Consider the following 23,273-nt stretch of genomic DNA (forward strand, 5'->3'; position numbering starts at 1 on the left):
AATGCAATATTGTTGCAATTATAAACGAGCCGACACGCCTTGGGGTGCCGGCTCAAATGCCACGACAAGACTGGCGAAACCCCGCACGATAGACAGGGACGCGACAGAAGAATTCGTCGATGCTGTAAATATTCCGTGCGCCCTCAGGCCAGCGGGCCGTTGAGCAGTGGCACGAAGCGCACGGCTCCCAGCACACGGCGGGAGAAACCATGCTCCTCGCGCACGATCAGCATCAATTGCTGCGCTTCGCCGGCAGGCCCCACCGGGATCACCATGCGCCCACCGGGTGCCAGCTGGTCCAGCAGCGCCTGGGGCACTTCCGGTGCCACGGCAGTGACGATAATGCCGTTGTAGGGCGCAAGCGCCGGCCAACCCTCGCAGCCATCCCCCCAACGGAACACCACGTTGCGCAGGTTGAGCTCGACCAAGCGCTCCTTGGCCCTGTCCTGCAGGACCTTGATCCGCTCCACCGAGAACACCCGTTCCACCAGCTGCGCCAGGACCGCCGTCTGGTAGCCTGAGCCCGTGCCGATCTCCAGGACCTTGTCCAGCGGGCCTGCCTCGAGCAGCAGCTCGCTCATGTGGGCGACCATGAACGGCTGGGAGATGGTCTGGTTGTGCCCGATCGGCAGTGCGGTGTCTTCGTAGGCCCGGTGCGCCAAGGCCTCGTCAACGAACAGGTGGCGCGGGGTACGACGAATGACCTCGAGCACTTGCGTGTTCGACACCCCCTCCTCATACAGGCGTTGTATCAACCGCTCCCGGGTCCGCTGGGAAGTCATGCCGATACCGCGGCGCAGCATATCGTCCTGTTCACGCATCAGAGCAGGCCCTCCAGCCAACCGTCGAGACGTTCGAAGGCATCATTGAAGGTGCGGTCCAGCTGCAGTGGGGTGATCGACACATAGCCCTGCATCACCGCATGGAAATCGGTACCCGGCCCACCATCCTCGGCATCGCCGGCCACGGCGATCCAGTAGCCTTCCTTGCCGCGAGGGTTGACCACCTTGGTCGGCGCGGCCGCGCGCGCCCGGTGGCCGAGGCGGGTCAGCTGGATGCCACGGATATGCTCGAGCGGCAGGTTGGGAATATTGACGTTGAGCACGGTGCGCGGTGGCAGCTCCAGGCGCGACTGGGCCTCGACCAGACGCCGCGCGATGTAGGCGGCGGTGGGCAGGTTATCCGGCTGGCGCGACAGCAACGAGAAAGCAAGCGACGTACCGCCCAGGAAGCGCCCCTCCAATGCCGCGGCGACGGTGCCGGAATACAGCACGTCGTCGCCCAGGTTGGCGCCCAGGTTGATGCCGGACACGACCATGTCGGGCGTCTCCGGCAACAGGCCGTTGAGCCCCAGGTGCACGCAGTCGGTCGGCGTGCCGTTGAGGCTGATGAAGCCATTGGCCAGGGTCTGCGGGTGCAGTGGCCGGTCCAGCGTCAGCGAACTGCTGGCGCCGCTCTTGTCTTGATCCGGGGCAATCACCACACACTCGGCGTGATCCACCAGCGCAGCATGCAGCGCGGCGAGGCCGGGTGCGGTAACACCGTCGTCATTCGAAATCAGAATACGCATGGGCTGTCCGTCTGCCCTGCCGGCACCAGATCGACGAGCTCGCGCACCACCACGGTGGCGAAGCATCCGGCCGGAAGGACGAATTCCAGTTGCAGGATATCAGGCTCGGGATAATGCCACGTCAGCTCGCCAATAGGGAGCCGCAAGATACGCCGTTCGTGACTCATGCCCGCTTGCGCCAGCCACTGGCACAGCGCCGCGTGCTGTTCGCCGATGCTTGATTCCAGCGTGGATACTGGGCCGCAGGCCGGCGTAGGCCCTTCGCCCCACAAAGGGCCGGTAGGATGCAAGTCGAGAATCGACAATCTAGGATCAAAACATTCCTCCGCTCCTGCCGGAAAAAAGCTACGACTGTCCGTGAACGCCAACAGGTCGCCCACCTGCGCCTGGTTCCAGGTGCCTTCGGCGACCCGTACGGCCAGCACCTGGTTGAACAGGTAGCTGCGCCCGGCCGACAACAGCCGCGAACGGACATTGCGCTGCTCGGGCAATGCCTTGCGAGCTGCCCAGTCCTGGGCATCGTACACGTTGCCGCCGGCATGACCGAAGCGCTGGCTGCCGAAGTAGTTCGGCACACCCTGCGCCTTCAACAGCGTCAATCGTGCATCAAGGGCATCGTGGTCAGCCTGCAGGGCGGTCAGACGCAAGGTAAAACCATTGGCCGAATGGGCTCCACGCTGCAGCTTACGTTGGTGGCGAACCTGCCTGAGCACCCGCAGGCTGGCGTCTTCGGCCCGCGACAGGTCGGGGTCGGCCTTGCCCGGCAGATGCAGGCTGAACCATTGGCGAGTCAAGGCTTGGCGGTCCTTGAGGCCCGCATAGCTGATGGTGCGTACCGGCACGCCTGCGGCACGGGCCAGGCGCCGGGCTGCCTCTTCGGTGTTCAGGTCGCGCTTCTCGACCCACAGCCACAGGTGTTCGCCCTGGCCGGACAACGGAATGTCCAGCACCTCATCGACCTGGAAGTCCTCGGCAACGGCTTTGAGCACCGCCTGGCCGAGCGGTTCGCCCGAGGCCCTAGGGCCCAGCAGTTCCAGTTCGGTCATCTGGGCAGCAACAGGGCCACCGCATGTACGGCGATGCCCTCCTCACGGCCGGTGAAGCCCAGTTTCTCGGTGGTGGTGGCCTTGACGTTGACCTGGTCGAGGGCGACCTGCAAGTCTTCGGCGATTCGCTGACGCATGGTCTCGATGTGCGGCGCCATCTTCGGTGCCTGGGCCACGATGGTGGCGTCGACGTTGCCGACCTTCCAGCCCTTGGCCTGGACGATACCGACCACGTGGCGCAACAGCACGCGGCTGTCGGCGCCCTTGAACTGAGGGTCGGTATCGGGGAAATGCTTGCCGATGTCACCCAGCGCCGCGGCGCCGAGCAAGGCATCGCTCAAGGCGTGCAACAGCACGTCACCATCGGAATGGGCCAACAGGCCGTATTTGTGGGGGATACGCACCCCACCCAGGGTAATGAAATCACCGTCGCAGAAACGGTGCACATCGTAGCCGTGGCCAATACGCATAGGAAAAAGCCCTGATTGAGTCAGGGCGGGATTCTACCTGCTTTGCAGGTGCTTGGGCGGCTTTTGGGACTGCTGCGCCCCCATCGCGGGACAAGCCCGCTCCCACAGGTTCGGCACCGACTTGAGCGCTGCGCTGTACCTGTAGGAGCGGGCTTGTCCCGCGATAGGGCCGCAAAGCGGCCCCGTGCCCTAGAGCCTGCCCAACGCTACGGCGTGATGACGCAGATGCTCATCAATGAAGCTGGCGATGAAGTAGTAGCTGTGGTCATAGCCCGGCTGCAGACGCAGGGTCAGCTCATGGCCGCCCTTGCGTGCGGCCTGCTCCAAGGCTTCGGGTTTGAGCTGCTTCTCCAGGAAGTCATCCCGGTCGCCCTGGTCCACCAGCAGCGGCGGGCATTGACCGGCAGGCGTCTCGGCAAGCAGCACGCTGGCATCCCACTCACGCCAGCGCGCGCGGTCGTCACCCAGGTAACGGGAAAACGCCTTTTCACCCCACGGGCAATCCATCGGGTTGCTGATCGGTGAGAATGCCGATACCGAGCGGTACCGGCCCGGGTTGCGCAAGGCACACACCAGCGCACCGTGGCCACCCATGGAATGGCCGCTGATGCTGCGCTGTTCGGAGGCCGGGAAGTGAGCCTCCACCAACGCCGGCAGCTCGTGCACCACATAGTCATGCATGCGGTAGTGCTGGGCCCAGGGCTGCTGGGTGGCGTTGAGGTAGAACCCGGCACCCAGGCCGAAGTCCCAGGCACCCTCCGGATCACCTGGCACCTGCTCGCCGCGTGGGCTGGTGTCGGGGGCGACGATGATCAGCCCAAGCTCGGCGGCCAGGCGCTGGGCGCCGGCCTTCTGCATGAAGTTCTCGTCGGTGCACGTCAGGCCGCTGAGCCAGTACAGCACCGGCAGCTTCTCGCCCTGCTCGGCCTGTGGGGGCAGGTAGACGGCGAACACCATGTCACAGCCCAGCACCTTGGAATGGTGCCGGTAGCGCTTGTGCCAGCCGCCGAAGCTCTTCTGGCAGGAAATGTTTTCCAGGCTCATGACAGACCTCAGAAGTGGATCACGCTGCGGATGCTCTTGCCTTCATGCATCAGGTCGAAGGCTTTGTTGATGTCCTCCAGGCCCATGGTGTGGGTGATGAAGGTATCCAGCGGGATCTCGCCCTTCTCGGACATTTCCACATAGCTTGGCAGCTCGCTGCGGCCGCGCACGCCACCGAAGGCCGAGCCACGCCATACGCGACCGGTGACCAGCTGGAACGGACGGGTGGCGATTTCCTGGCCGGCACCGGCCACGCCGATGATCACCGACTCGCCCCAGCCCTTGTGGCAGCACTCCAACGCGGCGCGCATCAGTTGCACGTTGCCGATGCACTCGAAGGAGAAGTCCACGCCGCCGTCGGTGAGGTCGACGATCACTTCCTGGATCGGGCGATCGTAGTCTTTCGGGTTGATACAGTCGGTGGCGCCCAGCTGGCGAGCGATCTCGAACTTGGCCGGGTTGATGTCGATGGCGATGATGCGCGAGGCCTTGGCCTTGACCGCGCCGATCACGGCAGACAGGCCGATGCCGCCCAGGCCGAAGATGGCCACGGTATCGCCCGGCTTGACCTTGGCAGTGTTGAGCACCGCACCGATACCGGTGGTGACGCCGCAGCCCAGCAAGCAGACCTTCTCCAGCGGCGCTTCCTTCTGGATCTTGGCCACGGAGATTTCAGGCAGCACGGTGTACTCGGAGAAGGTCGAGGTACCCATGTAGTGGAACAGCTGCTGGCCCTTGTACGAGAAGCGGGTGGTGCCGTCAGGCATCAGGCCCTTGCCCTGGGTGGCACGGATGGCCTGGCACAGGTTGGTCTTGCCCGAGAGGCAAAACTTGCACTTGCCGCACTCAGGGGTGTACAGCGGGATCACGTGGTCACCCACGGCCACCGAGGTCACGCCCTCGCCTACCGCTTCGACGATAGCGCCGCCTTCATGGCCGAGGATCGACGGGAAGATGCCTTCCGGGTCGGCCCCGGACAAGGTGTAGGCGTCGGTGTGGCAGACACCGCTGGCGACCACGCGCAGCAGCACTTCACCGGCCTTGGGCATGGCCACGTCGACTTCGACGATTTCCAGGGGTTTCTTGGCCTCGAAGGCAACGGCAGCGCGGGACTTGATCATCAAAAGGCTCCAGAGAAGAGGATCGATACTGCCCGGCAGTGTAATTCACAAGCTTTTGATGAATAATCCGGCAAAAGTAAAAACATTATTGCCGTACAGGGATAATCAATGAGCAGCCGTTGGGAAGGAATCGACGAGTTCGTCGCCGTGGCCGAAACCGGGCAATTCACCGCCGCAGCCGAACGCCTGGGTGTTTCCTCCTCCCATATCAGCCGACAGATCGCCCGCCTCGAAGAGCGCCTGCAGACGCCATTGCTGTACCGCAGCACCCGCCGGGTGACCCTCAGCGAAGCCGGGCAGACCTTCCTGCAGCATTGCCAACGCCTGCAGGACGGCCGCGAGGAAGCGCTGCGCGCCATGGGCGACCTGGCCAGCGAGCCCAAGGGGTTGCTGCGCATGACCTGCGCAGTGGCCTATGGCGAACGCTTCATCGTGCCCCTGGTGACCCGCTTCATGACGCAATACCCACAGTTGCGGGTCGAGGTGGAACTGAGCAACCGCACCCTGGACCTGGTCCATGAAGGCATGGACCTGGCGATACGCCTCGGGCGCCTGCAGGACTCTCGCCTGGTCGCCACCCGCCTGGCCCCACGGCGCATGTACCTGTGCGCATCGCCTGCGTACCTGGAACGTTACGGCCGACCCCACAGCCTTTCGGAGCTGGCCCGGCACAACTGCCTGGTCGGCAGCTCGGACGTGTGGATGTTGCAACAGGACGGCCGGGAACTCAGCCAGCGGGTCCAGGGCAACTGGCGGTGCAACAGCGGGCAGGCGGTGCTGGATGCGGCATTGTTGGGGATGGGGTTGTGCCAGTTGCCGGACTATTACGTGCTCGAGCATTTGCACAGCGGCGCGCTGGTGTCACTGCTGGAGGCACATCAGCCACCGAACACGGCTGTGTGGGCGTTGTATCCGCAGCAGCGGCACCTGTCGCCTAAGGTCAGGCGATTGGTAGATTACCTGAAGGAAGAGTTGGCGGGGTTGCCGGAGTACCGGGTGGCCTGATGGTTGCTGGGGCCGCTGCGCGGCCCTTTCGCGGCACAAGGCCGCTCCTACAGGTGAACGCGAAATCCTGGAGCGGCCTTGTGCCGCGAAAGGACCGCGCAGCGGTCCCAACACCTTCAGCGTCTAGCCGCCCACCGCTGGCGCAACCACTCCAGGTCTTCCGGGCGGGTGACCTTGATATTGTCACTGCGCCCTTCGACCAGCCGCGGTGCCTGCCCGGCCCACTCGATGGCAGACGCTTCGTCAGTGACCCGCACATCCGACACCAGGCATTCCGCCAGGGCCCGATGCAAAGCGCCGAGACGGAACATTTGCGGCGTATAGGCCTGCCAGATGGTACTGCGGTCCACCGTGGCGCTGACCCGCCCGTGGGCATCGGCTCGCTTGAGGGTATCACGCGCCGGTACCGCAAGCAGGCCGCCGACAGGGTCGTCGGCCAGCTCCGACAGCAAGCGGTCCAGGTCGCTGCGTGCCAGGTTCGGCCGCGCCGCATCATGCACCAACACCCAATCGTCGTCGGCCGCGCCCTGTGCGTGCAGCAGCAACAAGGCATTGAGCACCGAGTCGGCACGTTCACGGCCACCGGCCGCCCGCTGGATGCGCCGGTCGCTGGCGCAACGCAGGCCAGGCCAGTACGGGTCGTCAGCGGCAATGCTGACCACCACGCCCTTGAGCGTGGGGTGGTCGAGGAAACAGTCGAGGCTATGCTCGAGGAGGGTCTGCCCGCCCAACTGCAGGTACTGCTTGGGGCGATCGGCAGCCATGCGGGCGCCAACACCCGCAGCAGGAATCACGGCCCAGAAGGCCGGTAGTGTTTGTGTCATTTTTGCGGCAACTGGTAGAGGGTTTCGCCCTCCTTGACCATCCCCAGTTCATGACGAGCCCGCTCTTCCACGGTCTCCATACCTTTTTTCAACTCCAGGACTTCGGCATCCAGCACACGGTTACGCTCGAGCAGCCGCTCGTTTTCCGCATGCTGTTCGGCGATCTGCTGCTTGAGCTCGGCCACCTGCGCCAGGCTGCCATTGCCCACCCAGAGGCGGTACTGCAGGCCACCCAGCAGCAGGAGCAGGACGAGAAACAACCAATAGGGACTGCGCATCAAGGTATCCAGAGGTAAAAGGCGGCCGCTGCGGGCTTCCGATAGCACGAAGCCTGGCCGAGGCCAGGCTTCGTCGACAGAAACCCGTAAGAGGCGTCCGACAGTTCAGTACGAACGTTCAGACGGCCTCGGCTGCTGCCTTTTTACCATCTCTTGCTCAGCCGCGAAACTCGGCACGACCGCGGTACACCGCCTTGTCGCCCAGTTGCTCTTCGATACGCAGCAGCTGGTTGTACTTGGAGACGCGGTCGGAACGGCACAGCGAACCGGTCTTGATCTGGCCGGCAGCGGTACCCACGGCCAGGTCGGCGATGGTGGAGTCTTCGGTTTCACCGGAGCGGTGCGAGATCACTGCGGTGTAGCCAGCGGCCTTGGCCATCTGGATGGCTTCCAGGGTCTCGGTCAGCGAGCCGATCTGGTTGAACTTGATCAGGATCGAGTTACCGATGCCCTTCTCGATGCCTTCCTTGAGGATCTTGGTGTTGGTCACGAACAGGTCGTCACCGACCAGCTGGACCTTGGCGCCGATCTTGTCGGTGAGGATCTTCCAGCCAGCCCAGTCGGACTCGTCCAGGCCGTCTTCGATCGAGATGATCGGGAAGCGCTCGGTCAGGCCCTTGAGGTATTCGGCAAAGCCTTCGGCGTCGAACGACTTGCCTTCACCGGACAGGTTGTACTTGCCGTCTTCATAGAACTCGGAAGCCGCGCAGTCCAGCGCCAGGGTCACGTCGGTGCCCAGCTTGTAGCCAGCCTTCTCGACGGCCTCGGCGATGGCGCCCAGGGCGTCTTCGTTGGAGGTCAGGTTCGGGGCGAAGCCACCTTCGTCACCTACGGCGGTGTTCAGGCCACGCGCCTTGAGCACAGCCTTGAGGTGGTGGAAGATCTCGGTGCCCATGCGCAGGGCGTCGGAGAAGGTCTTGGCGCCGACCGGCTGGACCATGAACTCCTGGATGTCGACGTTGTTGTCGGCGTGTTCGCCACCGTTGATGATGTTCATCATCGGCACCGGCATGGAGTACTGGCCTGGGGTGCCATTGAGGTTGGCAATGTGTGCGTACAGCGGCAGGTCCTGATCCTGGGCGGCAGCCTTGGCAGCAGCCAGGGAGACGGCCAGGATGGCGTTGGCGCCCAGCTTGGCCTTGTTCTCGGTACCGTCCAGTTCGATCATGGCGCGGTCCAGGGCCTTCTGGTCAGCCGGGTCCTTGCCCAGCAGCAGGTCGCGGATCGGGCCGTTGATATTGGCGACGGCCTTCAGCACGCCCTTGCCCAGGTAACGGCTCTTGTCGCCATCACGCAGCTCCAGCGCTTCGCGCGAGCCAGTGGAAGCACCCGACGGCGCACAGGCGCTGCCGATGATGCCGTTGTCGAGCAGTACATCAGCTTCCACGGTGGGGTTGCCACGCGAATCGAGAACTTCACGACCTTTGATGTCGACGATCTTTGCCATTGTTGTAAGCACTCCAGAATTGACGAAAACAACGCAGCTTTGGGAATTCTTGCCGTTCACCAGGCGACATGGCACGGGCAGGCCTGGCGAAGGGAGCCCCTGACCGAAAGGTCAGGGGTGGAACGGGCGGTACTTTACCCGAGAAATGAGCTTTACGCGGTTTCTACCGTCGGAAAACTTTTCACCAGGTCGTCCAGTTGCTTGAGCTGGGCCAGGAACGGCTCCAGTTTGTCCAGACGCAGGGCGCATGGACCATCGCACTTGGCGTTGTCCGGGTCCGGGTGGGCTTCCAGGAACAGCCCGGCCAGGCCCTGGCTCATGCCGGCCTTGGCCAGGTCGGTGACCTGGGCGCGGCGACCGCCGGCAGAATCGGAGCGACCGCCCGGCATCTGCAGGGCATGGGTCACGTCGAAGAACACCGGGTACTCGAACTGCTTCATGATGCCGAAGCCGAGCATATCCACCACGAGGTTGTTGTAGCCGAAGCTTGAACCCCGCTCGCAGAGGATCAACTGGTCGTTGCCGGCTTCCTCGCACTTGGCCAGGATGTGCTTCATTTCCTGGGGCGCGAGGAACTGGGCCTTCTTGATATTGATCACTGCGCCGGTCTTGGCCATCGCCACCACCAGGTCGGTCTGGCGCGACAGGAAGGCCGGCAGCTGGATGATGTCGCACACCTTGGCCACGGGCTCGGCCTGGTAGGGCTCGTGCACGTCGGTGATCACCGGCACCTTGAAGGTCTGCTTGATCTCCTCGAAGATCTTCAGGCCTTCTTCCATACCGGGGCCACGGTAGGAGTTGATCGACGAACGGTTGGCCTTGTCGAAGCTGGCCTTGAACACATACGGGATACCGAGCTTCTCGGTAACCCGCACGTACTCTTCGCAGACCTTCAGGGCCAGGTCACGAGACTCCAGGACGTTCATGCCGCCGAACAGGACGAACGGCTTGTCGTTGGCGATCTCGATGTTACCGACGCGAATGATCTTCTGGGTCATGGGTCAGGCCTTGTTCTTCTGCGCCAGGGCCGCCTTGACGAAGCCACTGAACAGCGGGTGGCCGTCACGCGGGGTCGAGGTGAACTCTGGGTGGAACTGGCAGGCCACGAACCATGGGTGGTCCTTGGACTCGACCACTTCGACCAGGGCACCGTCGCCGGAGCGGCCGGACACCACCAGGCCAGCCTCGACCATCTGCGGCAGCAGGGTGTTGTTGACTTCGTAACGGTGGCGGTGACGCTCGACGATCACGTCCTTGCCGTAGCAGTCGTGGACCTTCGAGTTGCCCATCAGCTGGCACTCCTGCGCGCCCAGGCGCATGGTACCGCCCAGGTCCGAGGCTTCGGTGCGGGTCTCGACGGCACCGGTGGCATCGGCCCACTCGGTGATCAGGCCCACGACCGGGTGGCCGCTGTTGCGGTCGAACTCGGTGGAGTTGGCGTCTTTCCAGCCCATCACGTTACGGGCGAACTCGATCACCGCAACCTGCATGCCCAGGCAGATACCCAGGTATGGGACCTTGTTCTCACGGGCATATTGCACCGCGGTGATCTTGCCTTCCACACCGCGCAGGCCGAAACCGCCCGGAACCAGGATGGCATCGGCGCCCTCGAGCAGGCTGGTGCCCTGGTTCTCGATGTCTTCGGAGTCGATGTAGCGCAGGTTGACCTTGGTGCGGTTCTGGATGCCGGCGTGGCTCATCGCCTCGATCAGCGACTTGTACGCGTCCAGCAGTTCCATGTACTTGCCGACCATGGCGATGGTGACTTCATGCTCAGGGTTGAGCTTGGCGTCCACCACCTGGTCCCACTCGGACAGGTCGGCGCTGTTGCACTGCAGGCCGAAGCGCTCGACGACGAAATCGTCCAGCCCCTGGGCATGCAGCACGCCTGGGATCTTATAGATGGTATCGACGTCTTCCAGGGAGATCACCGCACGCTCTTCGACGTTGGTGAACAGCGCGATCTTGCGGCGCGACGAGGCATCGACCGGGTGGTCGGAACGGCAGATCAGCACGTCAGGCTGCAGGCCGATGGAGCGCAGCTCCTTGACGGAGTGCTGGGTCGGCTTGGTCTTGGTCTCGCCTGCGGTGGCGATGTACGGCACCAGGGTCAGGTGCATCAGCATGGCGCGCTTGGAACCCACTTCGACGCGCAGCTGGCGGATCGCCTCGAGGAACGGCTGCGACTCGATGTCGCCGACGGTGCCGCCGATTTCCACCAGGGCCACATCGGCATCGCCGGCACCCTTGATGATGCGACGCTTGATCTCGTCGGTGATGTGCGGGATGACCTGGATGGTCGCGCCCAGGTAGTCACCACGGCGCTCCTTGCGCAGCACGTGCTCGTAGATACGGCCGGTGGTGAAGTTGTTGTTCTGGGTCATGGTCGTGCGGATGAACCGCTCGTAGTGGCCCAGGTCAAGGTCGGTCTCGGCGCCATCGTGGGTGACGAACACCTCACCGTGCTGGAACGGGCTCATGGTGCCGGGGTCGACGTTGATGTACGGGTCCAGCTTGAGCATGGTGACCTTGAGCCCCCGCGCCTCCAGGATGGCCGCCAAGGAAGCCGAGGCAATGCCTTTCCCCAATGAAGAAACAACACCGCCCGTGACGAATATGTAGCGCGTCATGAAAAACCCTAGAAGTCTGCGTTAAAGCGGCCAGCGCCGCCGGAGAAAGCGAAGGAAGGCCGAAGCCCCCGATCACCTGCGTCTATCACAGTGCATCTCGAAAAACTGCCGCGTCTGTACAAACCAGGGGTACCCCCGGCATGGCGCTCGCTCGTCATTTTAAGAATCAGCCCAGCAAAAAACTGCTTGGTAATCGGCAACTCCTGTGTTTTCGATGAACCCACAGAAGCTGTATCAAGAAGGGAGGGTAGTCTACCCGAATGTACCCTTCAGCTCAAACCTTGCACGCTCGTCGGTGGCTGCCAGCGAAACTGCAGGCCGCCCTGCCCAGCCGGCGGCAGGTTGGCCACCGCCAGTACCTGTTCGCCCTGCAACAGCAACGGCAGGCGTGGCCGCACGAAATGCGGGACCTGCCACTCATTGAGCAGGCGCTTGAGGTCGCGTCGGCCGCGCCCGGGCAGGTCGAGCACCTCGCCCCCTTGGCGGTAACCGACCTGCAACCCGGCAGGCCAGCAGTCGGCCTGCAGCGATACCTGCCCGTTGCCGGGCAATTCCAGCGGCATGCCTGGGTCCATCCAGGCATGCCTGCCGGCGACCGGCTCCAGCCATTGCCCGCTCAGCCACCAGATGCGCCCATGGCTTCGTTGCAGCACCCCGTCGCCGAGGCGCCAGACCGGCTGGGCGTCGATGGCGGCGTCGCGTAGATCCTCCCACCCGGCCCAGTGGCGGCTGTCCGGCAGCCGCGTACGGGTGCTGAGCCAGTATTGCAGGGCATTGCGCTGGCGTGCGGGGGACAACGCCTCGAGGCGTTCCAGGTCCAGGGAGTCCAGGGCCAACCACGGCAGTGGCGCGCCGCCTGTGGCTGACGCCAGGTCGTTGCTGGCCAGCTCGTCCAGCAGGCCCAGGGCCTCGCCCAGGTGCTCGGTACTGCGCGCCAGGTTGCCGGCCGCCTGGGGCCAGCGCTGCCCCAGCAAGGGGAAGACCTCGCGACGCAGGTAGTTGCGGGCGAAGGCGGTGTCGGCGTTGGAAGGGTCTTCGACCCAGGCAAGCCCGGCCGCCCTGGCATGGGCCAGCAATTGCCCTCGCGCCACGGCCAACAATGGCCTGGCCAGGGTGCCCTGGCCCAGCGTTCGCGCCGACGGCATCGCTGCCAGCCCACGCAGGCCGGCCCCGCGCAACAGGCGAAAGAGCAGGGTTTCGGCCTGGTCCTCACGGTGCTGGCCGGTGAACAGCACCTCGCCCGGCCCGAGCAACCGGCTGAACGCGGCATAGCGAGCCTCCCGGGCGGCCTGCTCGAGGCTCGCCCCCGGAGCGACCTGCACAGGGATCACCTGCAGCTCGATACCCAGGCCATCGCAGACTGACTGGCAATGCGCGGGCCAACCGTCGGCGGCGGCTTGCAGGCCATGGTGGATGTGCACGGCGCGCAGGGGCGGTGCGTCATGGGTGCGGGCGTAGTCGGCCAGCAGGTGCAGGAGGACGGTGGAATCGAGGCCGCCAGAGAAGGCGACGTACCAGGCGGGGGCCGAAGACCATGAGGATAGGGACGACGTGAGATCGATCATGCGAGCCTTGCCCTGAAAACGCATCGCGGGACAAGCCCGCTCCCACAGAGGACCAACTGATCCCTGTGGGAGCGGGCTTGTCCCGCGATCGAGGGCGTCAGCCCTCGCCAGGCGCAGACCATGCCGGCTATATCAAACGCCGTAGCTCATCAGGCGCTCGTAACGGCGCGCAAGCAGGGCGTCGGTGTCGAACTTGCCCAGCATGTCCAACTGCTCGACCAGGTCGGCGCGGATGCTTTCGGACATCTTGGCCGGGTCGCGGTGGGCGCCACCCAGCGGTTCATTGATGACCTTGTCGACGATGTTCAGGCTCTTCAGGCGCTCAGCGGTGATGCCCATGGCTTCGGCGGCATCGGCTGCCTTGTCGGCGGTCTTCCACAGGATCGAGGCGCAGCCTTCGGGCGAGATCACCGAGTAGGTGGAATACTGCAGCATGTTCAGCTGGTCGCATACGCCGATGGCCAAAGCACCGCCGGACCCCCCCTCGCCGATGACGGTGGCGATGATCGGCGTCTTCAGCCGTGCCATCACGCGCAGGTTCCAGGCGATGGCCTCGCTCTGGTTGCGCTCTTCGGCGTCGATGCCCGGGTAGGCGCCCGGGGTGTCGATGAAGGTGAGGATCGGCATCTTGAAACGTTCGGCCATTTCCATCAGGCGGCAGGCCTTGCGGTAGCCTTCCGGACGCGGCATGCCAAAGTTGCGGCGGACCTTCTCGCGCACTTCACGGCCCTTCTGGTGGCCGATGACCATGACCGGCTTGCCGTCCAGGCGCGCGGTACCACCGACGATCGCGGCATCGTCGGCGAAGTGACGGTCACCGTGCAGCTCTTCGAACTCAGTGAAGATGTGATCGATGTAGTCCAGGGTATAAGGACGACGCGGATGACGGGCCAGACGCGCGATCTGCCAGCTGGTCAGGTTGCCGAAGATGCTTTCGGTCAGGGTATTGCTCTTGTCTTGAAGACGGGCAATTTCATCGCTGATGTTCAGCGAATTGTCGTTGCCCACCAGGCGCAGCCCTTCGATCTTGGCTTGCAGGTCGGCAATCGGCTGTTCGAAGTCGAGGAAATTCGGGTTCATAGGCATCCGTCTTGGGTCTACGGCCAGGCGGCCGGCCGGTTGATCCGTTTGGCGCCCTACCTTAAGGGATCAGGCGCATTCAGGTCGAGATTAAAATTCGTCGGTTCAGCGATATTGCAGGAAGACGTTCTCACGTCCGAACTGGTCACGCAGCGCTTGAATCAGGCCATCGGCGGGGTCGATCGACCATTCGTCGCCGAACTGCAACATGGCCCGGGCATCACTGCCGGTGTACTCCAGGGTGATCGGGCAGCCGCCACGATGCTTGGTGATCAGTTCACCAAGCCAGGCCAGGCGGTCGCCCTTGAGCGCCTCGTGGGCGACTTTCAGGCGCAGGCTCTCGGCCAGCTTGGTCCGTGCATCCTCCATGGTCATCACGGTCTTGACCCGCAGGCGCAGGCCACCGGAGAAGTCGTCGTTGCTCACCTCCCCTTCCACCACCACCATGGCATCGGTCTGCAACAATGCCTGGGCAGACATGAAGGCATCGGCGAACAACGAGGCCTCGATCCGCCCGGAACGGTCGTCGAGGGTGATGAAGCCCATCTTGTCGCCCTTCTTGTTCTTCATCACCCGCAGGGCAATGATCATCCCGGCCACGGTCTGGGTCTCGCGGGACGGCTTGAGGTCGACGATGCGCTGGCGGGCGAAGCGGCGGATCTCGGCCTCGTACTCATCGATCGGGTGGCCTGTCAGGTACAGGCCCAGGGTGTCCTTCTCGCCGCGCAGGCGCTCCTTGAGGGTCAGCTCGCGCACCTTGCGGTGGTTGGCATAGACATCGGAGTCCTCCTCGACGAACAGCCCGCCGAACAGGTCGACATGGCCGCTGTCGGCGGTACGGGCCGTCTGCTCTGCGGCCTTGATTGCCTCTTCCAGGGCCGAGAGCAGCACCGCGCGGTTGCGGTCGATGTTGGCCTGGTAGGCCTTGATCTCGTCATGGAAATAAGGGCCAAGGCGGTCCAGGGCGCCACTGCGAATCAGGGCGTCGAGGGTGCGTTTGTTGATGCGCTTCAAGTCCACGCGCTCGCAGAAATCGAACAGGTCCTTGAACGGCCCACCCTCGGCGCGCGCCTCGACGATGGCCTCCACCGGCCCTTCGCCGACCCCCTTGATCGCGCCCAGACCGTAGACGATGCGGCCGTCGTTGTTGACGGTGAACTTGAAGTCGGAGAAGTTCACGTCCGGCGCATCGAGGCGCAGCTTCATGCTGCGCACTTCCTCGACCAGCACGACCACCTTGTCGGTGTTGTGCATATCGGCCGAAAGCACCGCCGCCATGAACGGCGCAGGGTGATGGGTCTTGAGCCAGGCGGTCTGGTAGGAGACCAGGCCGTAGGCGGCCGAGTGGGACTTGTTGAAGCCGTAGCCCGCGAATTTTTCCACCAGGTCGAAGATGTTACCGGCCAGGTCCGCGTCGATGCCGTTCTTCGCGCAGCCTTCGATGAAACCGCCACGCTGCTTGGCCATCTCCTCGGGCTTCTTCTTGCCCATGGCCCGACGCAGCATGTCGGCGCCGCCGAGGGTGTAGCCGGCCATGACCTGGGCGATCTGCATCACCTGTTCCTGGTACAGGATGATGCCGTAGGTCGGCGCCAGTACCGGCTTCAGGCCTTCGTACTGGTAGTCCGGGTGTGGGTAGGCCAGCTCCGCGCGACCGTGCTTACGGTTGATGAAGTCATCCACCATGCCCGACTGCAACGGGCCCGGGCGGAACAGTGCCACCAATGCGATGAGGTCTTCCAGGCAGTCGGGCTTGAGCTTCTTGATCAGCTCCTTCATGCCGCGCGATTCGAGCTGGAACACCGCCGTGGTTTCGGCCTTTTGCAGCAGCTCGTAGGTCTTCTTGTCGTCCAGCGGGATGAAGTCGATGTTGACGTCGGGCAGGTTCTTCTTTTTCTGCTCGCGGTTGATGATCTCCATCGCCCACTTGATGATGGTCAGCGTGCGCAGGCCGAGGAAGTCGAACTTCACCAGGCCCGCGGCCTCGACGTCATCCTTGTCGAACTGGGTCACCAGGCCGCCGCCCTCTTCGTCACAGGCGATCGGCGAGAAGTCGGTGAGCTTGGTCGGGGCGATCACCACGCCACCGGCGTGCTTGCCGGTGCCGCGGGTGACGCCTTCGAGCTTGAGGGCCATGTCCCAGATCTCGCGGGCATCCTCGTCGCCTTTGAGGAAGTCGCGCAGGATTTCTTCCTGCTCGTAGGCCTTCTCCAGGGTCATGCCCACTTCGAACGGGATCATCTTCGACAGGCGGTCGGCCAGGCCGTAGGACTTGCCCTGCACCCGCGCCACGTCACGCACCACCGCCTTCGCCGCCATGGTGCCGAAGGTGATGATCTGGCTCACCGCATTGCGCCCGTAGGCCTCGGCCACGTAGTCGATCACCCGGTCGCGGCCATCCATGCAGAAGTCGACGTCGAAGTCGGGCATGGAAATACGTTCGGGGTTGAGGAAGCGCTCGAACAGCAGGTCGTAGGCCAGCGGGTCGAGGTCGGTGATCTTGAGCACGTAGGCCACCAGCGAACCGGCGCCCGACCCTCGGCCCGGGCCTACCGGCACGCCGTTGTTCTTGGCCCATTTGATGAAGTCCATCACGATCAGGAAGTAACCGGGGAAGCCCATCTGGATGATGATGTCCAGTTCGAACTTCAGGCGGTCCAGGTACACCTGGCGCTTCTCTTCGTAGTTGGGCGTGGTCTCCTTCGGCCAGAGCACCGCCAGACGCTCTTCCAGGCCTTCATGGGAGACATGGCGCAGGTAGTCGTCGATCCCCATGCCGTTGGGCGTCGGGAAGTCGGGCAGGAAGTACTTGCCCAACTGCACGGTGATGTTGCAGCGCTTGGCGATTTCCACGGTATTGGCGATGGCGTCCGGCAAGTCGCTGAACAGCTCGGCCATTTCCTCGGCGCTCTTGAGGTACTGCTGGTCGCTGTACAGGCGCGGACGACGAGGGTCATCGAGGGTCCAGCCTTCACCGATGCAAACCCGCGTCTCGTGGGCGTCGAAGTCGGACTGCTTGATGAAGCGCACGTCGTTGGTCGCCACCAGCGGTGCACCGACCTTGTCGGCCAGGGCCACGGCGGCGTGCAGGTAGTCTTCGTCACCGGCACGATTGGTGCGCTGCACCTCGACATAGAAACGATCGGGGAACATCTGCATCCAATCGCGCAACAGGGCCTCGGCCTCTGCGGCCTTGCCAGCCAGCAAGGCCATGCCGATGTCGCCTTCCCTGGCCGCCGACAGGCCGATCAGGCCCTCGCTGGCCGGGGCGATCCACTCGCGCTGGATGATCACCAGGCCATTGCGCTGGCCGTCGGTCCAGCCGCGGGAAATCAGTTCGGTGAGGTTACGGTAGCCCTTGGGGTTCATCGCCAGGAAGCAGATGCGCGACAGCGGCGCCTCGGGGTCGCTGCCTGCCAGCCACAGGTCGGCACCACAGATCGGCTTGATACCGGCGCCCATGGCGGTCTTGTAGAACTTCACCAGCGAGCACATGTTGCTCTGGTCGGTGATCGCCACCGCCGGCATGTTCATCCCCGCCAATGCCTTGGCCAACGGCTTGATCCGCACCAGGCCGTCGACCAGCGAGAATTCGGAGTGCACGCGAAGGTGAACGAAGGAGACCGACATGGATAATCCTATAGCAGTGCCTGAAACAAGGGCGGGATTGTAGCGTAAATGGCGGGATTTTTTTGGGGGCCGCTACGCGCCCCTTTCGCGGGGCAAGCCCGCTCCTACAGAAACAACGCGGCCCTGTAGGAGCGTGCTTGAACTGGCCTAATGATTTTGGACACCTTCTTCGGGCGCTATGATGGCGCCCAATTGGAGGCAAAATCAGTGCGCAAGTCTTATTCGAGAGAACACAAAATCCGAGCAGCTGAAATGGTGCTGGATGCCGGCCAGTCGGTTCCTGAGGTATGCGAAATCCTCGGGATTGGCCGCACAGCTCTTCGTCGTTGGGTTGAGCAGGTAAGGCAGGAGAGAGAGGGCAAGGTGCCGGCTGGAGCCAAAGCCATCACTCCGGAGCAGCAACGTATTGAAGAGCTGGAAGCGCTGGTTCGTCAAAAGGATCGGGATATCGAAATCCTAAAAAAGGCCAGTGCTCTCCTGCTTCGGGACTCCAAAGATCGTTCTCGCTGATCAACGAGCTGAGTGAGCAATATGGTGTTGTCGACTGCTGTCGCGTGCTTGGGGTCAAACGCAGCAGTTTCTATGCATGGCGCAAACGCCAAGGGCGTGAGAATCCCGGCAGGGATGCTCTACGCTCGCGTGTAATCGATCGTTTTAAGGCGTCACGAAGCTCTGCCGGTTCACGCACGTTGATGCAGGAGCTGCGGCGTGAAGGCCATGAGATTGGGCGTTACAAAGTGCGTGCGCTTATGCGTGAAGCTGGCCTGAAATGCCGGCAGCGTAGACCGCACCGGTATCGGTCATCCGGCACGGAAGCATTGATTGCGGAAAACCAACTGAAGCGAAACTTCAAAGTTTCGACAATCAACGAGGTTTGGTGTGGCGATGTAACTTATATCCAGGTTGGCAGGCGTTGGCTGTATTTAGCCGCAGTAATCGACTTATGCACGCCGAGTCGTGGGCTGGGCGTTTTCAATGACTGCCGATGCCAGGCTGGCCTGTGACGCGCTGCGTATGGCGTCTGAGTCCAGGGGCAGGCCTGCGGGCGTGATGTTTCATTCAGATCAAGGCTGCCAGTACACCAGCCACAAATTCAGGTCTGTGCTTGAAGAGTGCAGCCTGAAGCAGAGCATGAGCCACCGTGGCCAATGCTGGGACAACGCCGCCATGGAGCGATTCTTTGGGGCATTGAAATCAGAATGGGTGCCACCAGGAGGCTATGAGTCCGAATCTGAAGCCAAGGCCGACATCATGGCTTATTTGGTGCGCTACAACCTCAAGCGCCTCCACAGCTACAACGGCTACGAGACCCCGGTAGCCATGGAGGAAAAGCTCAGGGCAGCGGCATGAACCTTAACCGGTGTCCAAAATTACTTGACCAGATCAGCTTGTCCCGCGATGGGCTGCACAGCAGCCCCATTCCAATTAGATCAACGAGTCGGTAAGGCCTTCGCGGGCTTCCCAGGCGGCCCGCACCGGAGCAAAGGAGCGTCGATGAATCGGCGTCGGCCCCAACCGCGCCAGGGCCTCCAGGTGCACCGGCGTCGGGTAGCCCTTGTGCCCGCCGATGCCATAGCCCGGGTAGATCAGCTCGAATGCGCTCATCTCCCGGTCACGGGTGACCTTGGCCAGAATGGAGGCCGCCGCGATCGCCGGCACCTGGGCGTCACCTTGAACCACCGGCGCAGCCGGCACCGCGAGCTTCGGGCAACGGTTGCCGTCGATCAGCGTAAGCTTGGGCGTGATGCTCAAGCCTTCCACCGCACGCTGCATGGCCAGCATGGTGGCCTGCAGGATGTTCAGGCTATCGATCTCTTCTACCGTGGCGCGTGCGATGAAAAAGCTCAAGGCTTTCTCGCAGATCTCCTCAAATAGCGCCTCGCGCTTGGCCTCGGTGAGCTTCTTCGAGTCGTTCAGGCCCAGGATCGGACGCTGTGGGTCAAGGATCACCGCCGCAGTCACGACGTCGCCACACAGCGGCCCACGGCCCACCTCGTCGACACCGGCGACCAGCTCCTCGACCAGATTGAAGTCCAGCCCCATCTGCATGCTATCGCGCTCCTAGCAAGGCCAACACCGCGTCGGCCGCCTGGTTGGAGGCGTCACGGCGCAGGGTGCGGTGAATCCGGTCGAAGCTGTCGGTCTGCTGCGTACCGTCAGTGACCAGCGGAGCCAGGGTCTGGGCCAGGGCGTCGCTGGTAGCGGCGTCCTGCAGCAGCTCGGGTACCAACAGACGCTGGGCCAGCAGGTTGGGCAACGATACGTACGGGCTCTTGACCATGCGCTTGAGGATCCAGTACGTCAATGGCGCCAAGCGGTAGGCGACGACCATGGGCCGCTTGTACAGCAGCGCTTCCAGGGTGGCTGTGCCCGAGGCGATGAGCACCGCATCGCACGCGGCCAAGGCCTCGTGGGAGCGGCCGTCGAGCAAGGTCAACGGCAGGTCGCGGCCCTGCAGCATCTGCTCGAGCTGGGCACGCCGGGACGGGTTGGCACACGGCGAGACGAAACGCACCCCAGGCACCCGTTCACGCAAGCGCTCGGCGGCATCGAGGAACAGCGCGCCCAGGCGCTCGACCTCGCCGCCACGGCTACCCGGCATCAATGCGACCAGCGGCCCCGCGCCCAGTCCGAGGGCGGTGCGCGCCGCCTGGCGATCGGCTTCGAGCGGGATGGTATCGGCCAGCGGATGGCCGACGAAACGTACCGGCACGCCCTTCTCTTCGTAGAATTTCGCCTCGAAGGGAAGCAGCGTCAGCATCAGGTCGCAGCCCTCGCGAATCTTCAACACACGCTTCTGCCGCCACGCCCAGACCGACGGGCTGACATAGTGCACGGTCTTGATCCCGGCCTGGCGCAGCTTCAGTTCGATGGTGAGGTTGAAGTCGGGCGCATCGATGCCGATGAACACATCCGGCTTTTCGGCGATGAGTGTCTGGATCAGTTCCTTGCGACGCTTGAGCAGCTCACGCAACCGCCCCAGCACTTCCACCAGGCCCATGACCGCGAGGCGCTCCATGGGGAAGTAGGACACCAGGCCTTCGGCCTCCATCAAGGGGCCACCGACGCCGATGAAACGCACATCGGGGTGGCGCGCCTTGAGGGCACGCATCAGGCCGGAACCGAGGATATCGCCGCTGGCCTCGCCAGCGACCAATGCCACGCACAGCTGGGCCATATCAGCGGGTGATGCCGCGAGCGGAGCTTTGGATCGACTGACGGAACAGCTCGACCTCGGGGAACTGCGTTGCCAGCTCGCCTAGCTCGTTGAGCGCGTCTTCCACGGTCAGGCCATGGCGATAGACGATTTTGTAGGCACGGCGCAGGGCGTGGATGACCTCGTCGCTGAACCCCCGGCGGCGCATGCCCTCGAAGTTCATGCTACGGGCCTCTGCCGGGCTGCCGAACACCGTGACGAAGGCCGGCACGTCCTTGCCGATCGCCGTACCCATGCCGGAGAAGGCGTGGGCGCCGATATGGCAGTACTGGTGCACCAGGGTGTAGCCGGACAGGATCGCCCAGTCGCCCACATGCACATGACCGGCCAGCGCGGTGTTGTTGACCAGGATGCAATGATTGCCGATAACGCTGTCGTGCCCGATATGGGCATAGGCCATGATCAGGTTATGGTCCCCGAGGGTGGTTTCCGCACGGTCCTGGACGGTGCCACGGTGAATGGTGACACCTTCGCGGATCACATTGTGGTCACCGATCACCAGGCGCGTGGGCTCACCCTTGTACTTGAGGTCGGGGGTGTCTTCACCGATGGAGGAAAACTGGTAGATACGGTTGTGCTTGCCGATCCGGGTCGGCCCCTTGAGCACCACGTGAGGGCCGATGACGGTGCCCTCGCCGATTTCCACGCCAGGCCCTACGATCGACCAGGGGCCAACCTCGACACCGTCGGCCAGCTTGGCTGACGGGTCGATGATCGCCCGAGGGTCAATCGAACTCATAGGGAGCGTTCCGCGCAGGTGATCTCGGCCGAGCAGACCGGCTTGCCGTCCACCAGGGCGCGGCATTCGAACTTCCAGATCATGCTCTTGCGGCTGAGGAACTTGGCTTCCAGGACCAGCTGGTCCCCCGGCAGCACCGGCTGGCGGAAGCGCAGCTTGTCGGAACCGACGAAGTAGTAGAGGGTGCCGTCGGCAGGCTTGGCATCGAGCATCTTGAACCCGAGAATCCCGGCCGCCTGGGCCATGGCCTCGATGATCAGCACGCCCGGCATGATTGGATGCGCCGGGAAATGGCCGTTGAAGAACGGCTCATTGATGCTGACATTCTTGTAGGCACGAATGCTCTGGGCCTCGAAGTCCAGGTCCGTTACGCGGTCCACCAACAGGAACGGGTAACGGTGAGGCAGGTATTCGCGAATCTCGTTGATGTCCATCATTTCGGGGGGAAGCCTGTAATAAGAATAGGGAGCGCAGGTGCTGACCACACGCTCCTTTTGCAATCCAAAGAGGAGCCAGCTAGCGACTGTTCACTCTTGCTCAGGGAATGGTATCAGCCTTCTGATGCCAGCTGGCCACCTGAGGTCACGGTATCGACACGTTTTTCCAGCTGCTGGAGACGCTTGGACATCTCGTCCAGCTGGCGGATACGCGCGGCGCTCTTGCGCCATTCGGCCAGCGGCTGCATGGCCGTGCCGGATGAATAGCCACCCGGTTCCGTGATGGAACGGGTCACCATGGTCATGCCGGAAACGAATACGTTGTCGCAGACATCGATATGACCCACCATGCCCACACCGCCCGCGATCATGCAGTGCTTGCCGATACGCGTGCTGCCGGAGATCCCGACGCACGCGGCCATGGCCGTGTGGTCACCGACCTGCACGTTATGGGCGATCTGGATCTGGTTGTCGAGCTTGACGCCGTTGCCGATGCGCGTATCCGACAACGCGCCGCGGTCCACGGCGGTGTTCACGCCGATCTCCACGTCGTCGCCGATGGTCACGCCACCGATCTGGGCGATCTTGTTCCAGACCCCCTTCTCGTTGGCAAAGCCGAAGCCTTCGCCACCGATCACCGCACCGGACTGGATGACCACGCGCTTGCCGATGGTCACGTCGTGGTACAGCGTCACCCGCGGTGCCAGCCAGCCGCCTTCACCGATCACGCAACGGGCACCGACGAAGCAGTGGGCACCGATGGTGACGTTGGCCGCTACCTGCGCACCGCTCTCGATCACCGCGAACGGGCCGATGCTGGCGCTGGGGTCCACCTGGGCGTCCCCGGCCACCACGGCGCTGGGATGGATTCCCGCCACAGCCTTGGGTTTGGGGTCGAACAGGTGGGAAATCCGGGCGTAGGCCAGGTACGGGTCGGGCACGATCAACGCATTGCCGGCGAAGCCTTCGGCGTCCTCGGCCTTGAGCAGCACCGCACCGGCCTTGGACGCGTCCAGGTACTTGCGGTATTGCTTGTTGGCCAGGAAGCTCAACTGCCCGGCGCTGGCTTCCTGCAGGGTTGCCAGGCCGGTGATCTGCAGCGCCTCGGGGCCCTTGAGGGTCGCCCCGAGGGCCTCGGCCAGCTGGCCGAGCGTCATGGTCACGGTCATA

The 23,273-nt window shown here is 63.5% G+C and carries 23 protein-coding genes; 4 read left to right on the plus strand and 19 right to left on the minus strand.

The window, feature by feature from the left end; all coding sequences use genetic code 11:
• Positions 1-143: 143 nt before the first annotated feature.
• From K8374_RS18040 to K8374_RS18065, 6 genes are all read right to left on the minus strand, one after another.
• Positions 144-782, minus strand: a complete 639-nt coding sequence (locus tag K8374_RS18040) for a protein-L-isoaspartate(D-aspartate) O-methyltransferase (RefSeq protein ID WP_172402942.1) — start codon at positions 780-782, stop codon at positions 144-146.
• Positions 783-820: 38 nt separating this feature from the next.
• Entirely contained in the window at positions 821-1,570 is a 750-nt protein-coding gene (gene surE / locus K8374_RS18045) for a 5'/3'-nucleotidase SurE (RefSeq protein WP_084854406.1), read from the minus strand.
• On the minus strand, positions 1,558-2,616 hold the full coding sequence (truD, locus tag K8374_RS18050; RefSeq protein WP_224456635.1) for a tRNA pseudouridine(13) synthase TruD: 1,059 nt from the start codon (positions 2,614-2,616) through the stop codon (positions 1,558-1,560). The genes surE and truD overlap by 13 nt, the downstream gene beginning before the upstream one ends.
• On the minus strand, positions 2,613-3,086 hold the full coding sequence (ispF, locus tag K8374_RS18055; RefSeq protein ID WP_224456636.1) for a 2-C-methyl-D-erythritol 2,4-cyclodiphosphate synthase: 474 nt from the start codon (positions 3,084-3,086) through the stop codon (positions 2,613-2,615). Before ispF ends, truD begins: the two co-directional genes overlap by 4 nt.
• 189 nt (positions 3,087-3,275) lie before the next feature.
• The gene (gene fghA / locus K8374_RS18060; RefSeq protein ID WP_224456637.1) at positions 3,276-4,130 is read right to left on the minus strand and encodes an S-formylglutathione hydrolase; all 855 of its coding nucleotides are present in this window, start codon (positions 4,128-4,130) and stop codon (positions 3,276-3,278) included.
• A gap of 8 nt (positions 4,131-4,138) precedes the next feature.
• Positions 4,139-5,251: an S-(hydroxymethyl)glutathione dehydrogenase/class III alcohol dehydrogenase gene (locus K8374_RS18065; protein WP_016712915.1), complete on the minus strand. Its 1,113-nt coding sequence runs from the start codon at positions 5,249-5,251 to the stop codon at positions 4,139-4,141.
• Positions 5,252-5,359: 108 nt separating this feature from the next.
• On the opposite strand from K8374_RS18065, the gene K8374_RS18070 reads away from it, so the two are divergent.
• Positions 5,360-6,256 (plus strand): LysR substrate-binding domain-containing protein, encoded by an 897-nt coding sequence (locus K8374_RS18070; RefSeq protein ID WP_224456638.1) that lies wholly within the window; start codon positions 5,360-5,362, stop codon positions 6,254-6,256.
• Positions 6,257-6,372: 116 nt separating this feature from the next.
• On the opposite strand, the gene ispD is transcribed toward K8374_RS18070, so the two are convergent.
• The 8 genes from ispD to dnaE all read right to left on the minus strand — a co-directional run bounded on the left by ispD (position 6,373) and on the right by dnaE (position 17,710).
• Positions 6,373-7,080 carry a 2-C-methyl-D-erythritol 4-phosphate cytidylyltransferase gene (gene ispD / locus K8374_RS18075; RefSeq protein WP_224456639.1) on the minus strand — a complete coding sequence of 236 codons (708 nt, stop codon included), beginning with the start codon at positions 7,078-7,080 and terminating at the stop codon, positions 6,373-6,375.
• A complete protein-coding gene (gene ftsB / locus K8374_RS18080; protein ID WP_043208829.1) occupies positions 7,077-7,358 on the minus strand; it encodes a cell division protein FtsB in 282 nt (93 codons plus the stop codon). Before ftsB ends, ispD begins: the two co-directional genes overlap by 4 nt.
• A 157-nt stretch (positions 7,359-7,515) precedes the next feature.
• On the minus strand, positions 7,516-8,805 hold the full coding sequence (gene eno / locus K8374_RS18085; RefSeq protein ID WP_224456640.1) for a phosphopyruvate hydratase: 1,290 nt from the start codon (positions 8,803-8,805) through the stop codon (positions 7,516-7,518).
• 152 nt (positions 8,806-8,957) lie between these two features.
• Positions 8,958-9,803, minus strand: a complete 846-nt coding sequence (gene kdsA, locus K8374_RS18090; RefSeq protein ID WP_084854393.1) for a 3-deoxy-8-phosphooctulonate synthase — start codon at positions 9,801-9,803, stop codon at positions 8,958-8,960.
• A 3-nt stretch (positions 9,804-9,806) separates the two neighbouring features.
• The gene (locus tag K8374_RS18095) at positions 9,807-11,435 is read right to left on the minus strand and encodes a CTP synthase (protein ID WP_224456641.1); all 1,629 of its coding nucleotides are present in this window, start codon (positions 11,433-11,435) and stop codon (positions 9,807-9,809) included.
• 269 nt (positions 11,436-11,704) lie between these two features.
• A complete protein-coding gene (gene tilS, locus K8374_RS18100; RefSeq protein ID WP_224456642.1) occupies positions 11,705-13,000 on the minus strand; it encodes a tRNA lysidine(34) synthetase TilS in 1,296 nt (431 codons plus the stop codon).
• Between the two features lie 132 nt (positions 13,001-13,132).
• A complete protein-coding gene (locus K8374_RS18105) occupies positions 13,133-14,080 on the minus strand; it encodes an acetyl-CoA carboxylase carboxyltransferase subunit alpha (RefSeq protein ID WP_084854387.1) in 948 nt (315 codons plus the stop codon).
• 105 nt (positions 14,081-14,185) lie between these two features.
• Complete coding sequence (gene dnaE, locus K8374_RS18110; RefSeq protein ID WP_224456643.1) at positions 14,186-17,710, minus strand: DNA polymerase III subunit alpha; 3,525 nt, start codon at positions 17,708-17,710, stop codon at positions 14,186-14,188.
• A 150-nt stretch (positions 17,711-17,860) separates the two neighbouring features.
• On the opposite strand from dnaE, the gene K8374_RS18115 reads away from it, so the two are divergent.
• The 3 genes from K8374_RS18115 to K8374_RS18125 are packed head-to-tail and all read left to right on the plus strand — an operon-like array spanning position 17,861 to position 19,060.
• Positions 17,861-18,220 (plus strand): transposase, encoded by a 360-nt coding sequence (locus tag K8374_RS18115; RefSeq protein WP_224456644.1) that lies wholly within the window; start codon positions 17,861-17,863, stop codon positions 18,218-18,220.
• 44 nt (positions 18,221-18,264) lie between these two features.
• The gene (locus K8374_RS18120) at positions 18,265-18,714 is read left to right on the plus strand and encodes an IS3 family transposase (RefSeq protein WP_224456645.1); all 450 of its coding nucleotides are present in this window, start codon (positions 18,265-18,267) and stop codon (positions 18,712-18,714) included.
• Positions 18,686-19,060: an integrase core domain-containing protein gene (locus tag K8374_RS18125; RefSeq protein ID WP_263498517.1), complete on the plus strand. Its 375-nt coding sequence runs from the start codon at positions 18,686-18,688 to the stop codon at positions 19,058-19,060. Before K8374_RS18120 ends, K8374_RS18125 begins: the two co-directional genes overlap by 29 nt.
• A gap of 75 nt (positions 19,061-19,135) precedes the next feature.
• Here the strand turns inward: K8374_RS18125 and rnhB are convergent, their stop codons facing one another.
• From rnhB to lpxD, 5 genes are all read right to left on the minus strand, one after another.
• Complete coding sequence (gene rnhB, locus K8374_RS18130) at positions 19,136-19,759, minus strand: ribonuclease HII (RefSeq protein ID WP_224456647.1); 624 nt, start codon at positions 19,757-19,759, stop codon at positions 19,136-19,138.
• Position 19,760: 1 nt separating this feature from the next.
• On the minus strand, positions 19,761-20,888 hold the full coding sequence (gene lpxB, locus K8374_RS18135) for a lipid-A-disaccharide synthase (RefSeq protein WP_224456648.1): 1,128 nt from the start codon (positions 20,886-20,888) through the stop codon (positions 19,761-19,763).
• Position 20,889: 1 nt separating this feature from the next.
• A complete protein-coding gene (lpxA, locus tag K8374_RS18140) occupies positions 20,890-21,666 on the minus strand; it encodes an acyl-ACP--UDP-N-acetylglucosamine O-acyltransferase (protein WP_084854379.1) in 777 nt (258 codons plus the stop codon).
• Positions 21,663-22,103: a 3-hydroxyacyl-ACP dehydratase FabZ gene (gene fabZ / locus K8374_RS18145; RefSeq protein ID WP_003252314.1), complete on the minus strand. Its 441-nt coding sequence runs from the start codon at positions 22,101-22,103 to the stop codon at positions 21,663-21,665. Before fabZ ends, lpxA begins: the two co-directional genes overlap by 4 nt.
• A gap of 113 nt (positions 22,104-22,216) precedes the next feature.
• Positions 22,217-23,272: a UDP-3-O-(3-hydroxymyristoyl)glucosamine N-acyltransferase gene (gene lpxD / locus K8374_RS18150; protein ID WP_224456649.1), complete on the minus strand. Its 1,056-nt coding sequence runs from the start codon at positions 23,270-23,272 to the stop codon at positions 22,217-22,219.
• Between the last annotated feature and the right edge of the window lies 1 nt (position 23,273).

This window comes from Pseudomonas sp. p1(2021b), from assembly GCF_020151015.1.
Taxonomy (GTDB): domain Bacteria; phylum Pseudomonadota; class Gammaproteobacteria; order Pseudomonadales; family Pseudomonadaceae; genus Aquipseudomonas; species Aquipseudomonas putida_K.

Bases quoted from the DNA above. Each gene is read 5' to 3' on its own strand.
- K8374_RS18070 (WP_224456638.1), top strand. From the start codon at position 5,360: ATGAGCAGCCGTTGGGAAGGAATCGACGAGTTCGTCGCCGTGGCCGAA.
- dnaE (WP_224456643.1), bottom strand. From the start codon at position 17,710: ATGTCGGTCTCCTTCGTTCACCTTCGCGTGCACTCCGAATTCTCGCTG.
- lpxD (WP_224456649.1), bottom strand. From the start codon at position 23,272: ATGACCGTGACCATGACGCTCGGCCAGCTGGCCGAGGCCCTCGGGGCG.
- tilS (WP_224456642.1), bottom strand. From the start codon at position 13,000: ATGATCGATCTCACGTCGTCCCTATCCTCATGGTCTTCGGCCCCCGCC.
- K8374_RS18125 (WP_263498517.1), top strand. From the start codon at position 18,686: ATGACTGCCGATGCCAGGCTGGCCTGTGACGCGCTGCGTATGGCGTCT.
- K8374_RS18065 (WP_016712915.1), bottom strand. From the start codon at position 5,251: ATGATCAAGTCCCGCGCTGCCGTTGCCTTCGAGGCCAAGAAACCCCTG.
- kdsA (WP_084854393.1), bottom strand. From the start codon at position 9,803: ATGACCCAGAAGATCATTCGCGTCGGTAACATCGAGATCGCCAACGAC.
- rnhB (WP_224456647.1), bottom strand. From the start codon at position 19,759: ATGCAGATGGGGCTGGACTTCAATCTGGTCGAGGAGCTGGTCGCCGGT.
- K8374_RS18095 (WP_224456641.1), bottom strand. From the start codon at position 11,435: ATGACGCGCTACATATTCGTCACGGGCGGTGTTGTTTCTTCATTGGGG.
- fghA (WP_224456637.1), bottom strand. From the start codon at position 4,130: ATGAGCCTGGAAAACATTTCCTGCCAGAAGAGCTTCGGCGGCTGGCAC.
- K8374_RS18105 (WP_084854387.1), bottom strand. From the start codon at position 14,080: ATGAACCCGAATTTCCTCGACTTCGAACAGCCGATTGCCGACCTGCAA.
- ispF (WP_224456636.1), bottom strand. From the start codon at position 3,086: ATGCGTATTGGCCACGGCTACGATGTGCACCGTTTCTGCGACGGTGAT.
- truD (WP_224456635.1), bottom strand. From the start codon at position 2,616: ATGACCGAACTGGAACTGCTGGGCCCTAGGGCCTCGGGCGAACCGCTC.
- surE (WP_084854406.1), bottom strand. From the start codon at position 1,570: ATGCGTATTCTGATTTCGAATGACGACGGTGTTACCGCACCCGGCCTC.
- eno (WP_224456640.1), bottom strand. From the start codon at position 8,805: ATGGCAAAGATCGTCGACATCAAAGGTCGTGAAGTTCTCGATTCGCGT.
- K8374_RS18115 (WP_224456644.1), top strand. From the start codon at position 17,861: ATGATTTTGGACACCTTCTTCGGGCGCTATGATGGCGCCCAATTGGAG.
- ispD (WP_224456639.1), bottom strand. From the start codon at position 7,080: ATGACACAAACACTACCGGCCTTCTGGGCCGTGATTCCTGCTGCGGGT.
- ftsB (WP_043208829.1), bottom strand. From the start codon at position 7,358: ATGCGCAGTCCCTATTGGTTGTTTCTCGTCCTGCTCCTGCTGCTGGGT.
- lpxA (WP_084854379.1), bottom strand. From the start codon at position 21,666: ATGAGTTCGATTGACCCTCGGGCGATCATCGACCCGTCAGCCAAGCTG.
- lpxB (WP_224456648.1), bottom strand. From the start codon at position 20,888: ATGGCCCAGCTGTGCGTGGCATTGGTCGCTGGCGAGGCCAGCGGCGAT.
- fabZ (WP_003252314.1), bottom strand. From the start codon at position 22,103: ATGATGGACATCAACGAGATTCGCGAATACCTGCCTCACCGTTACCCG.
- K8374_RS18040 (WP_172402942.1), bottom strand. From the start codon at position 782: ATGACTTCCCAGCGGACCCGGGAGCGGTTGATACAACGCCTGTATGAG.